Below are 12,158 nucleotides of genomic sequence, written 5' to 3' on the forward strand. Positions count from 1 at the left end.
CGCCCAAGGCGTGGGAGAAAAGGGTTGAGCACGGTAGAACAGGGGAGTCGGCACGGGGGACGGCGTGCCGCGTCGATATGCGGAGGCGGTGCGTGGCATGAACGGAGCCGGATCGTCCGCGGCTGAGGGCGGTGGCCCTACCGGGCCCAGCGGCCTGCTGGACGTGCTCAACGTGGCCTCTGTGGTGCTCGACACCCAGGGGCGCATAGCCCTGTGGAGCCCTCAGGCCGAGGAGCTGTTCGGATACTCGGCCAATGAGGCGCTGGGGCGGTACGCGGCCCATGTGATGGTCCACGAACGGCACGTCGACCTGGTCGTGCAGCTGTTCGCCGACGTCATGGCCACCGGCGAGAGCTGGGCGGGGGCGTTCCCGATCCGGCGCAAGGACGGCACCACCCGGTTGGTGGAGTTCCGCAACATGCGCCTCATGGACGACCGGGGCGACGTCTACGCCCTGGGTCTCGCCACCGACCGGACGACGGTGCGCCGACTGGAGCGGGACCTGGCGCTGTCGACGCGCATGGTCGCGCAGTCCCCCAACGGCCTCGCCGTCCTGGACACCGACCTGCGGTACGTCTCGGTCAACCCGGCACTGGAGCGGATCAACGGCGTTCCGGCCGCGGATCACCTCGGCCGGACCATACACGAGGTGCTGCCCCGGCTGGACGCGGAAGCCGTGGAGGCGGCGGCGCGCCAGGTGCTGCGGACCGGGGAGCCGCTCGTCGACCGGTCCACGGTCGGCCGCACCCCCGCCGACCCGGACGAGGACCACGTCTGGTCACTCTCGCTGTACCGCCTGGAGGACGCCCGCGGCACCGTGCTGGGCGTGGCCGTCTCGGTCGTCGACGTCACCGACCGGCACCGGGCGGCCGTCGAGGCCGAGGCGGCGCGCCGCCGGCTGGCGCTGATCGCGGACGCCTCCGCCCGGATCGGCACCACCCTGGACCTGGAGCGCACCGCCTTCGAACTGGCCGACGTCGCCGTGCCGGAACTGGCGGACGTGGCCGCGGTGGATCTGCTCGACGCGGTGATGTCGGGCCGCCGCACCAGCCTCGGGCCCGCCGAATCGGCCGTGATCCGCGCCCTCGCGGTGCGCGCCACCGACGAGCCGGACGCCCTGCGGGCCGCCGACCAGCCCGGCCAGGTGGCCCGTTACGCGCCCGACCGGCTCGTCACCGAGTGCGTACGCTCGGGCCGGCCGGTCATGGTGGCCCAGGTCAAGGACGAGGACCTCGGGCGCATAGCCCACTCCCCTGAGGCGGCCGCCCTGCTGGCGCGGGCCGGTGTGCACTCCTATCTGGCCGTGCCGCTCATCGCGCGGGGCGAGGTGCTGGGCGCCCTCGACCTCAAACGGACCCGCAATCCGCTGCCGTTCGGCCATGACGACCTGCTGCTCGCGCGCGAGCTGGCGGCCCGGGCGGCCGTCCAGATCGACAACGCCCGCTGGTACCAGAGCGCCCGCACCACCGCGCTCACCCTCCAGCGCAGCCTGCTGCCGAGCCATCCGCCCGTCACCGGCGGCCTCGAGGTCGCCTCCCGCTACCAGCCCGCGGGCGCCACCACCGAGGTCGGCGGCGACTGGTTCGACGTCATCCCGCTCCCGGACGGCAAGACGGCGCTCGTCGTCGGTGACGTGATGGGCAGCGGTATCGACGCCGCCGCCACGATGGGCCGGCTGCGCACCGCGACGACCACGCTGGCCTCCCTCGACCTCGACCCGACCGTCCTCCTGGAACACCTGGACCGGATCACCCAGGGCCTGGACCACTCCATCGCCACCTGCGTGTACGCGGTGCACGACCCCCGGCTGGGGAGATGCCGGATCGCCAACGCCGGCCATCTGCCGCCGGTGCACATCCGCCCGGGCCGTCCGCCGGAGCTGCTCGACCTGCCCACGGGCGCGCCGCTGGGCGTGGGCGGGGTGCCGTTCTCCACCACCGACATCGACTTCGCCCCAGGCGACCAGCTCGTGCTGTACACGGACGGCCTGGTCGAGACCCGCACCCACTCGCTCGACGAACGTCTGGAGGCGCTGCTGGCGCTGCTCGACGATCCCGCGCGGCCCCTGGAGGAGGTGTGCGACCTGCTGCTGAGCGCGTTGCACCACCCCGCCAACCACGACGACGTGGCGCTGCTGGTGGCGCGTGCGCGGGCCGGGGAGTGAGCGGCGCCGCCCGTCCGATTCACAGGCTCTTGTTATCGCTTCCTTACTGCGCAACTCGGACAATCACCGTAAGGCGTGGCAGTGGTGCCGCCGTCGTGGCCGAGGAGAGTGAGCCGTGATGCAGGAGCCGGACAGGCCCGAGGGGCCGGAAGAGGTCGAACTGCTCTCGGGACCGGTGGACGGGGAACGGGACCGTGCGGACCTGCGCACGCTGTGGCGGCGCCGGTCGACCCGCGGGCGGGCGGTGATCGCGGCCACCACCGTCGCCGTCCTGGCACTCGGCGGCACCGTGGCGTACGCGGCGACCTCCGGGGACTCCGGTGGCGGCTCGCCGTCCGCGTCCTCCTCCGAGGGGCCCGGTGGACGGCACGGCCACGGCGGCCCGTGGTTCGGCCTCGGCGGGGACGCGGCGCACGGTGAGGCGACCGTCAAGGACCCCGACACCGGCGACTGGGTCGTCCGCGTCTGGCAGCGGGGCACCGTGGCGAAGGTGGCCGACGACCAGGTCACCGTCAAGAGCGAGGACGGCGCCTCGTGGACGTGGACGGTGGGTGCGGACGCGACCGTGTCCGCCGACGGCACCTCCGGCTCCGGGGCCGACGCGCTGAAGAAGGGCGACACCGTCCACGTCGTCGGCTCCCGTTCCGGTGACACCAACACCGCCGACCGCGTCCTGTCCGGCACCTTCGACGAACGTGGCCCGGGCGACCGGCGCGGCGACTCCCCGGGGCACGGCCCGTGGAACCGTGAGGACGACCGCTCCCCCGGCCCCACGGGCAGCGGAGCGGCTACCTGACCCTGGTGCCGACGACCACGTGGGCGTACAGCTCCTCGTCGTCCGCCAGACGCACCGTCAGACCGCTGCGGGCGAACGCCTCGACAGCGGCCGGGGCCTGGCGCTCGCTGGTCTCGACGAGGAGACAGCCGCCGGGGGCGAGCCAGTGCGGCGCCTCGGCGACGACCCGGCGCAGCACGTCCAGCCCGTCACCGCCGCCGTCGAGGGCGGTGAGCGGCTCGTGGTCCCGGGCCTCCGCCGGCAGCAGGGGGACCTCGCCGCTGGGTACGTAGGGCACGTTCGCCGCCAAGATGTCTATCCGGCCCCGCAGTTGTCCGGGAAGCGCCGCGAACAGGTCGCCGACATAGGCGTGTCCGCCGTGGTCGGCGATGTTGCGCCGGGCGCAGCTCACCGCCGCCGCGTCGATGTCCGCGGCGTGCAGCTCGACCTGTCCGAGGGACGCGGCGAGGGCGGCGCCGACCGCGCCCGAGCCGCAGCACAGGTCGACGACGACGGAGGCGTGCGGCACCGCGGCGAGGGCCTGGTCGACGAGGAACTCGGTACGGCGGCGGGGCACGAAGACGCCCGGCTCGACGGTGACGCGCAGCCCGTGGAACTCGGCCCAGCCGACGACGTGTTCGAGGGGCAGGCCCCCCGCGCGGCGGGCCGCCATGGCCGCGGCCTCGTCCGGCGTGCGGGCCGCGCCGAGGATCAACTCCGCCTCCTCCTCGGCGAACACACACCCGGCACCCCGCAGAACGGCGACCAGGACGTCACGGGGCGAAGAAGGGGAGGAGGAAGGCGAGAAAGCAGAGGGAGAGGAAGGGCAAGAAGGAGAGGACGAGGAAGCGGGAGAACGAGGGGGCATGAAGCCGAGATGCCTTTCGGAAGCCGAAGGGCGCTCTCACGGTCGCCTACCGGCGGCGATCCACGCTGTCACAAGAGGAGAGCACCCGACCTGACACTGCGGTAATGGGTCTCACCTCCTCGGTCTCGCGCGACTGGGAACCTCCGCAGCCGGACGGCCACCCTACCCCAGAGATCGGATGCCGTTCCTGGCGCGGGGCCCCTCGCCACTCAAGTTGTACTATGCAACCAGGCTAGTGAGGGAGGACCGGTGGAAGCAGCCGAGGCCGTGGAGACGATCCAGCGGGAGATGACGAGCTTCGCCCGGCGGGCCCGTGCCTCGGCGGGCCGACTGCACCCCGAGCTGTCGCTGGTGTCGTACACGCTCCTCGGCCACCTGGAGGAGAGCGGCGGCTGCCGGGCCACCGACCTCGCCGCGCACTACGCCCTGGACAAGTCCACGGTCAGCCGCCAGGTCGGCGCCCTGGAACGCGCCGCGCTGATCGAGCGACGCCAGGACCCCGAGGACCACCGCGTCCAGGTCCTGCACCTCACCGACGCGGGCCGCCGCATCCTCGCCCAGGTCACCGAGAGCCGACGTACGGCCTTCCAAGAACGGCTGGCGCAGTGGCCGCAGGCGGACCTGGAGCGGTTCGCGGAGTACCTGGTGCGCTACAACGCGTGGCGTGGGCCCGCCGCCGGGAGCGACCTGCCTCCCCCGGCGGTCCCGTGACCCCCCGGCCGGCCCGCTACGCCACCGGGACCGATTCCCGCCCCTCCCCCAGCCGCTCCGGCACCCGTGCCGCCAGGAACGCCGTTCTGCGGCGCAGCCGGAAGCCCAGGGACTCGTAGAGGCGGATGGCGTTCGTGTTGCCGGCACTGGTGTGCAGGAAGGGCGTCTCGCCGCGTTCGCGGATGCCGTGGGCGACGGCCAGGATCAGCCGGGTCGCCAGGCCCTCGCCCCGGAAGGCGGGGTCGGTGCAGACCGCGCTGATCTCGGTCCAGCCCGGCGGATGCAGGCGCTCGCCGGCCAGCGCGATCAGGGCGCCGTCCCGTCGTATGCCCAGGTAGGTGCCCAGTTCGATGGTCCGGGCCTCGAACGGCCCCGGCTGGGTGCGGGCGATCAGGTCGAGGATCTCGGGTACGTCGGCGGGACCGAGCCGGACCGCCTCGGGTTCGGGTGCGGCGGCCAGCCCGTCGTCGACGAACTGCACGCCCTCGATCTGGAGGGTGAGCTCCCACCCGGCCGGGAGCTCACCGCGGAAGCCCGGCAGCGGGACCTCCGCGCCGGGACCGGCGAGCGCCGCGAGATCCGCCCAGTCGTCCGCGTCCGGCTCGTCCGGCAGCGCCAGCCAGGGCGACACGTCGACGGGGTAGCGCAGCACCCGGCCCCGCCGTTCGGCGAAGTGGGCGTGCGGACCGGTGAGGGAGGCGAGGGCGGGGTTGTCGAGGACGTGCCCAGGCTCGGTGGTGCTCATGCGTCCGCTCCGATCTCCAGGACGACCTTGCCCCGGGCGTGGCCGCTCTCGACCTCGCGCAGTGCCTCGCCCGCCCGCTCCAGCGGGAACGTGAGGGTGACATACGGGTTCAGGTCGCCGCGTACGACCAGGTCCGCCACCGCCCGCAGAACGGCCGCGTCGCGGGCGCGCGCCACCCGGGCGCCGCCCAGCCGCTCGACCTCCTCGGCCGGGGCTCCGGCGGTGATCAGCCGGGAGCGGTCCCGCACCAGGCCGGCCGCCTCGTGCAGCACCTCGCCGCCGACGAGGTCGTAGACGCCGTCGACGCCGTCCGGGGCGGCCAGGCGCACGCCTTCCCCCCAGTCCGGGCCGGACGGGACGTGCACGACGCCCAGCGACTCGAGGAAGTCCTTCTTGCCCTCGCTCGCGACGCCCACGACCCGCAGTCCGCGGGCGCCGGCGATCTGCGCGACGGCGACACCGACTCCACCGCCCGCGCCGGTCACGAGCAGCGTCGCCCCGGCCGGCAGGTCGAGCTGGTGCACACCGTCGTAGGCGGTCGCCGCGGCCACCGGGAGGGTCGCGGCATCGGTGAACGACAGCTCGGCGGGCTTGTGCGCGGTGATGCCGGCGGCCAGCAGCGCGTACTCGGCGTAGCCGCCCGCGACGGCGGTGCCGAACACCTCGTCGCCGGGCGCGAACCCGGTGACTCCCTCGCCGGTCTCCTCGACAACGCCGGCCACCTCGTTGCCCAGGACCGAGGGGAACGCCCGCTCACCGCTCTCGCCGGGGCGCCGGTAGCCCGTGCGCTGCTTCCAGTCGACGGGGTTCACACCCGCCGCGCGCACCGCGACGAGCACCTCGCCGGGCCCGGGCCGTGGGCGGTCCAGGTCGACGAGGGCCTCGGTCTCCGGGCCGCCGTACCGGGTGAAGACGTACGCCTTCGGCATTGCTCCCACTCTCCTTCGCTGGCACCGGACCGCTGGACCGCTGGATCCGGAACGACACGTGCAAGAGCCGGGGCGCGGTGGCTATTCCCCCGTCGCGGGACTGTTCATACGGGCTTAATGATCGGCGGGCGGACCGGGTGCGGAGCACGGCTGACATGCACGTACGGTTGTCTGAGTGAACAACCGCCGTCCTCCCGCTGGAATCGCATGAACGTCACCCGAGGCTTCACCGGCCGCCCCCGTGTCCACCACCCGGGACTGCCACCCGGCCAGTACGACGCGGGCGACGACTGGCCCGTGCTGTCCGCCGAGGTCACGCCCGACCTCGCGCCCGCGGACTGGACCTTCCGCGTCGACGGGCTGGTGGGGGCGCCCCGCACCTGGGACTGGGACGAGGCGCACGCGCTGCCGGGGTCCGCGTACGAGGGTGACATCCACTGTGTGACCAGCTGGTCCAAGTTCGGGGTGCGGTTCGGGGGCGTGTCCCTGGACGCGTTCCTCGCGGCCGTCCGGCCCGACGCGTCCGCGACCCACGCCGTCGCGTACTCGCACACCGGCTACACCACCAACCTGCCCCTGTCCGACCTGACCGGCGGACGGGCGTGGATCGCCTGGGAGTACGACGGGAAGCCCCTCGCGGCCGAGCACGGCGGTCCGGCGCGGCTGCTGGTGCCGCACCTGTACTTCTGGAAGAGCGCCAAGTGGATCGCGGGCCTGCGGCTCCTCGACCACGACGAGCCGGGCTTCTGGGAGCAGAACGGCTACCACGCGCGGGGCAACCCGTGGGAGGAGCAGAGGTACGCAGGTGACTGAGACCTTCACTCCCCCGACCCGGTTCGCGGTGCCCGGCCGGATCGCCGTGAGCAACCGGGCCGCCGCCCTGTGGCAGACGGCGACGCTCACCGAGATCCGCCGCGAGACCCCGCAGGCGGCCACCTTCCGGTTCGCGGTGCCGGCCTGGGCGGGGCATCTGCCCGGCCAGCACCTGATGCTGCGGCTGACCGCCGACGACGGCTACACCGCCCAACGGCACTACTCGATCGCCTCCGCGCCCGACGACGACGGGCACGTCGAGCTGACCCTGGACCATGTGGACGGCGGCGAGGTCTCGGGCTGGTTCCACACCCGGGCCGAGCCGGGTGACGAGGTCCAGGTGCGGGGTCCGCTCAGCGGCTTCTTCGCCTGGCCCGGCGACCGGCCCGCGCTGCTGATCGGCGCCGGCTCCGGGGTCGTCCCGCTGATGTCGATGGTCCGCCACCACCGGGCGCGCGGCCTCGACGTGCCGCTGCGGCTGCTGGTGTCCGCGCGCGGCCCCGAAGAGCTGATCTACGCGCGGGAGTACGGCGCCGAGACGACGCCCGTGTTCACGCGGAGCGCGCCGGAGGGCGTGCCCGTGGGGCGGCTCGCGGCATGTCACCTCGCTCCGCTGCTCGCCGAGGAACCGGCGGGCGGCTGGGAGGCGTACGTGTGCGGCTCCAACGCGTTCGCCGAGCACGCCTCGCGGCTGCTGGTCCAGGCGGGGCAGCCGGTCGACCGCATCCGGATCGAGCGCTTCGGCTGACCTGTCCGGCCGCCCACCGGGCCGCTCCCTCCCCACCCGTCCCCGGCGTCCCCGGCTGTCGAGGGGCCGACGTGAACGATGCGTGAAACGATGTACTCCGAACGGAGTATGACGCTCATGTGGGCACTCGTACGCGTGACGGCGAGGAGGTCGACATGCGAGGCCGGGTGCGTGGCTGGCGCCGGCGGGGCAATCCGCTGCGGCGCCGGTCGGATGTGCTGGAGGCGTGGACGGCGCTGGTCGTCGCCGTGCTGCTGCTGGTCGCCGTGCCGCTGGCCGGGGCACTCGCCGGCCGGTGGGGCCATGCAGACGCCCAGGCGGTCGCGGACCGGCTGCGGGCCGAACGCCACCGTGTACGGGTCGAGGTCGTCGGCCACATACCCGAGACCGTGCCCTCGGTCGAGGGCGTCAGGCAGCAGACGTTCCGGGTGACCGTGCGGTGGACCCCGCCGGGTGAACACGCGCGGACGGCCACCGCCCGGGTCCCGGCGGGCACGCGCACGGGCGAGGTGGTGGACGTGTGGTTCGACACGCGGGGCCGGAGCGTCGCACCGCCGCCGACCGACACGCTGGTGTGGCAGCACGCCTTCACCATGGGTGTGTGCGCGGCCGGGGGTACCGCCGCCGTGGTGCTGCTGGGGCACGTCGTGATCCGCCGGGTGGCGATGCGGCACCGGCTGGGCGAGTGGGAGCGGGAGTGGGCCCGCACGGAACCCCAGTGGACCCGCCGCAGGCCCGCCTGAAGCTCCTGACCAGGGTCTGGCGGGGCCTCACGGTGCCCACGTACGGTGTGATCATTCGTATGGGCACTTAACAAAAGGCGGTCCTTCATGCCCCTGTTCGACCTGGCCGACGAGGAGCTCCGCGCCTACCGCAGCGCGTCCATCGAGCCCGAGGACTTCGACGCGTTCTGGTCCAAGACCCTCCAGGAGGCCCGCGAGCACGACCTGGACGCCCGCTTCGAGCCGGTCGACACGGGCCTGACCACGGTGGAGGTGTACGACGTGACCTTCGCCGGGTTCGGCGGGCACCCCGTCAAGGGCTGGCTGACGCTGCCCGCCGGGACCGGGGAACCGCTGCCCCTGGTCGTGGAGTTCGTCGGCTACGGCGGTGGCCGCGGGCTGCCGCACGAGCACCTGCTGTGGGCGTCGACGGGCCGCGCGCACTTCATCATGGACACCCGCGGCCAGGGCAGCGCCTGGGGCGGTGGCGGCGGCACCGCGGACCCGGTGGGCGGTGCGCCCTCGTACCCCGGTTTCATGACGCGGGGCATCGACGCCCCGGAGAACTACTACTACCGCCGGGTGTTCACGGACGCGGTGCGCGCGGTCGAGGCGGCCCGCTCCCACCCGCTGACCGACGCGGCACGGACCGTGGCGATCGGCGGGAGCCAGGGCGGCGGCATCACGATCGCCGTGGGCGGTCTGGTACCGGATCTCGCGGGCATCGCCCCGGACGTGCCGTTCCTGTGCGACTTCCCCCGCGCGGCGATACTGACGGACCGTCACCCCTACCGCGAGATCGGCCTGTTCCTCAAGACACACCGCGGCCGCGCCCAGGACGTCCTGGGCACCCTGGCGTACTTCGACGGTGTGCACTTCGCGTCCCGGGGCTCGGCCCCCGCGCTGTTCTCGGCCGCCCTGGAGGACCAGACCTGCCCGCCGTCGACCGTGTACGCCGCGTTCAACGCGTGGGCGCACGAGGACAAGGAGATCGAGGTGTACGACTTCAACGACCATGAGGGCGGCGGCCCTTACCAGGAGGCGGCCAAGTTGCGCTGGCTGCGGTCGTACGTCTGAAGGCCGGCGGATGGACACGCGTGCCGCCGCCGAGCGGTTCGTAGGGGTGTGGGAGCGGGCCTGGGCGTCGCACGACGTGGCGGCGCTGCTGGAGCTGTACGCCGAGGGCTGCGTCCACCGGTCGATGCCGTTCCGTGCACCGCACCGGGGGCGGGCCGAGCTGGAGGCCTATCTGCGCTGGTCTTTCGCGGCGGAGCGGGTGACCGACGTGCGGTTCTCGCCCCCGGTCGTGGGCGCGGACCGGGTCGCGGTGGCGGAGTTCCGGGTGCTGTCCGAGGAGGACGGGGCGCCCGGCACGCTGGCCGGCTGTGTCCTCGTCCGGTTCGACGAGGGCGGGCTGGCGGTCGAGTCACGGGACTACTGGCACACGGCGGAGGGCCACCAGGAACCGGCGGGGCGGACGTTTCTTCTGTGACCCGGCACCCGTCCGGCACACTTCCGTCCAGTCCGACCAGTCGGTACGTTCGGGGTGCCCGGGCCGCAGCGTAGCGGTCCGGGGTTCCGGCGGACCACGGAGGCCCCATGTCCGAGCACGTGCCACAGATCCACGGCCATTGCGACCCTCGGTTCGCGGCGGTGCGCGCGGCCTTCGAGGAGAACTTCCGGGACCGGGGCGAGCTGGGCGCCGCGGTGAGCGTCACGGTCGACGGCGTGCCGGTGGCCGATCTGTGGGGCGGCTGGGCCGACCCGGCACGCACGCGCGCATGGGAGCGGGACACGGTGGTCAACGTGTGGTCCACGTCGAAGGGGCCGACGGCGCTGTGTGCGCACATCCTCGCCGACCGGGGGCTGCTCGACCTCGACGCTCCGGTGGCCGCGTACTGGCCGGAGTTCGGCGCGGCGGGCAAGGAGCGCGTCCCGGTCCGGCAGCTGCTGTCCCACCGGGCGGGCCTGGCCGGGCTGCGCGAGCCGCACTCGCTCGAGCAGCTCTACGACTGGGAGCTCACCACCGCGCGCCTCGCGGCCACGGAGCCCTGGTGGGAGCCGGGCACCCGGTCCGGCTATCACGCGTTCACCTACGGATTCCTGGTCGGGGAGCTGGTACGCCGGGTGTCGGGGCTGTTGCCGGGGGCGTTCCTGGAGCGGGAGGTGACCGGTCCGCTGGGCGTCGACTTCACGATCGGGCTGCCGGAGAAGGAGGCCGGGCGGGCGGCCGAGCTGGTGCATCCGCCGGTCGCCTCGTCCAGCGAACAGGCCGCGATCCTCAGCCAGTTGGCACCGGCGGCCATCGCCGCCCTGACCAATCCGGTGGTGGGCGCGAGCGAGGCCAACTCGTCGCGGTGGCGGGCCGCGGAGATCCCGGCGGCGAACGGCCACGGCACCGCGCGGGCGGTGGCCGCGCTCTACGGGATCTTCGCCGGCCGGGGTGTGTACGGCGGCCGGCGCGTTCTCTCCCCCGAGGCCGCCGAGCGGGTGCGCGAGGGACAGGGCACCTGCCGGGACCTGGTGCTGGGGGCGGGGTTCGCGCACGAGACGGAGATCGGGCTCGGGCTGTGGCTCAGCGGCCCGAACGGATCGTACGGACCCAACCCACGCGCTTTCGGACACGACGGCTTCGGCGGCTCGTGCGGGCTCACCGACCCGGAGGCGGGGGTGTCGCTGGGGTACGTGATGAACCGTATGGGGCCGCACATCGCCGACGACCCGCGGAAGACGGCGTTGGTGGACGCCCTGTACAGCGCGCTCTGAGCGCCGGCGCGGCGCGGGCGTGGTGCAGGTGCGGGGCGGTCCGGTTTCGGCCGATCGGGCGGCCTGCCCTTCCCTGCTGGTTTAGACCAATGCTAGATCTGGTGGCGCACCGAGTCCGCACGACCACGGCACGTCACCTACAGGAGGCGCGCGGCATGGCCCGCAGCACCACCCCCACCACCCCTCACGTCCACCCGTCCGCCGACGACCGGCCGCTGTACCGGCGGATCGCCACGGAACTGCTCGGCGAGCTGCGCGACGGCACCATCACGCCCGGCGAACGACTGCCGGCCGAGCGGCAGTTGGCCGGGCACTTCGGCGTCAGCAGGCAGACCGTACGGCAGGCCCTGGAGGTCCTGCGGAGCGAGGGGCTGGTCGAGACCGACCGGCGGGGCAGCCACGCCGCCCTGCCGGTCGGGCCGCTCGGGACGCCGTCGTTCCTCGCCTTCCCCGTGGGCGCGCGGCCCGCGGACGATCCGTCGGCGGTGGCCCGCGCCGCCGTCAGCTGGGAGACGCCCCCGCCCGAGCACGCCGAGGCGCTCGGGCTCGCCCCGCACCGGCCGACGCTGGTGCACCGCTACGAGTCCGCCCGCGCCGACGGACGGGGTCTGCGTACGGCCGTCACGTCCTTCTCCGCGGTGGCCCTGGCCGAGGTGGAGGAACTGGCCCGCTATCGCGACCGCGCCGACTCGAACGCCTCCCCGGAGCTCCGGCGGGCCTACGACTGGATGCGCCGGGCGGGCCTGACCCTGCACCACCGGGACTGCATCACGCACCTCGACGACGACCCGTCGATGCGGGTCACGCGGCGTGTGCACGACCAGTACGCGCGCCCGCTGGAGATCACCGACCTGGTGGTGGACACCCGGCGGGAGGCGCTGGTCTACGCGTTCACGCTGCCCGCTGCCGGGTGATCC

General features: G+C 73.8%; 13 protein-coding genes. 10 read left to right on the forward strand and 3 right to left on the reverse strand.

Annotated elements, in window-relative coordinates:
* Window positions 1–97: 97 nt before the first annotated feature.
* Together G9272_RS04995 and G9272_RS05000 are read left to right on the forward strand one after the other, a co-directional pair.
* Window positions 98–2,164, forward strand: coding sequence for a SpoIIE family protein phosphatase (locus G9272_RS04995; protein ID WP_171395392.1), 2,067 nt, complete (start codon window positions 98–100; stop codon window positions 2,162–2,164).
* 118 nt (window positions 2,165–2,282) lie between these two features.
* The gene (locus G9272_RS05000) at window positions 2,283–2,960 is read left to right on the forward strand and encodes a hypothetical protein (RefSeq protein ID WP_171395393.1); all 678 of its coding nucleotides are present in this window, start codon (window positions 2,283–2,285) and stop codon (window positions 2,958–2,960) included.
* Here G9272_RS05000 and G9272_RS05005 read toward each other — a convergent pair.
* A complete protein-coding gene (locus G9272_RS05005) occupies window positions 2,953–3,807 on the reverse strand; it encodes a putative protein N(5)-glutamine methyltransferase (RefSeq protein WP_253267708.1) in 855 nt (284 codons plus the stop codon). The two genes, G9272_RS05000 and G9272_RS05005, sit on opposite strands and share 8 nt — an antisense overlap.
* A gap of 249 nt (window positions 3,808–4,056) precedes the next feature.
* On the opposite strand from G9272_RS05005, the gene G9272_RS05010 reads away from it, so the two are divergent.
* The gene (locus G9272_RS05010; RefSeq protein ID WP_171395394.1) at window positions 4,057–4,518 is read left to right on the forward strand and encodes a MarR family winged helix-turn-helix transcriptional regulator; all 462 of its coding nucleotides are present in this window, start codon (window positions 4,057–4,059) and stop codon (window positions 4,516–4,518) included.
* Window positions 4,519–4,534: 16 nt separating this feature from the next.
* Here the strand turns inward: G9272_RS05010 and G9272_RS05015 are convergent, their stop codons facing one another.
* Both G9272_RS05015 and G9272_RS05020 read right to left on the reverse strand, forming a co-directional pair.
* A complete protein-coding gene (locus G9272_RS05015; RefSeq protein WP_171395395.1) occupies window positions 4,535–5,263 on the reverse strand; it encodes a GNAT family N-acetyltransferase in 729 nt (242 codons plus the stop codon).
* Window positions 5,260–6,192, reverse strand: a complete 933-nt coding sequence (locus G9272_RS05020; protein WP_171395396.1) for an NADP-dependent oxidoreductase — start codon at window positions 6,190–6,192, stop codon at window positions 5,260–5,262. Before G9272_RS05020 ends, G9272_RS05015 begins: the two co-directional genes overlap by 4 nt.
* 207 nt (window positions 6,193–6,399) lie before the next feature.
* Here G9272_RS05020 and G9272_RS05025 point away from each other — a divergent pair, with 207 nt between their 5' ends.
* From G9272_RS05025 to G9272_RS05055, 7 genes are all read left to right on the forward strand, one after another.
* Entirely contained in the window at window positions 6,400–7,005 is a 606-nt protein-coding gene (locus tag G9272_RS05025) for a sulfite oxidase-like oxidoreductase (RefSeq protein ID WP_171395397.1), read from the forward strand.
* The gene (locus G9272_RS05030; RefSeq protein ID WP_171395398.1) at window positions 6,998–7,753 is read left to right on the forward strand and encodes a ferredoxin reductase; all 756 of its coding nucleotides are present in this window, start codon (window positions 6,998–7,000) and stop codon (window positions 7,751–7,753) included. Before G9272_RS05025 ends, G9272_RS05030 begins: the two co-directional genes overlap by 8 nt.
* Before the next feature lie 155 nt (window positions 7,754–7,908).
* Window positions 7,909–8,496, forward strand: coding sequence for an Rv1733c family protein (locus G9272_RS05035; protein WP_171401846.1), 588 nt, complete (start codon window positions 7,909–7,911; stop codon window positions 8,494–8,496).
* A gap of 87 nt (window positions 8,497–8,583) precedes the next feature.
* Window positions 8,584–9,552: an acetylxylan esterase gene (locus tag G9272_RS05040; RefSeq protein ID WP_171395399.1), complete on the forward strand. Its 969-nt coding sequence runs from the start codon at window positions 8,584–8,586 to the stop codon at window positions 9,550–9,552.
* 10 nt (window positions 9,553–9,562) lie between these two features.
* The gene (locus G9272_RS05045) at window positions 9,563–9,967 is read left to right on the forward strand and encodes a nuclear transport factor 2 family protein (protein ID WP_171395400.1); all 405 of its coding nucleotides are present in this window, start codon (window positions 9,563–9,565) and stop codon (window positions 9,965–9,967) included.
* 107 nt (window positions 9,968–10,074) lie between these two features.
* Window positions 10,075–11,241, forward strand: coding sequence for a serine hydrolase domain-containing protein (locus G9272_RS05050; protein WP_171395401.1), 1,167 nt, complete (start codon window positions 10,075–10,077; stop codon window positions 11,239–11,241).
* Between the two features lie 155 nt (window positions 11,242–11,396).
* A complete protein-coding gene (locus tag G9272_RS05055; protein ID WP_171395402.1) occupies window positions 11,397–12,155 on the forward strand; it encodes a GntR family transcriptional regulator in 759 nt (252 codons plus the stop codon).
* Window positions 12,156–12,158: the final 3 nt, after the last annotated feature.

The sequence above is a fragment of the Streptomyces asoensis genome (genome assembly GCF_013085465.1).
GTDB classification, from domain to species: Bacteria; Actinomycetota; Actinomycetes; order Streptomycetales; family Streptomycetaceae; genus Streptomyces; species Streptomyces cacaoi_A.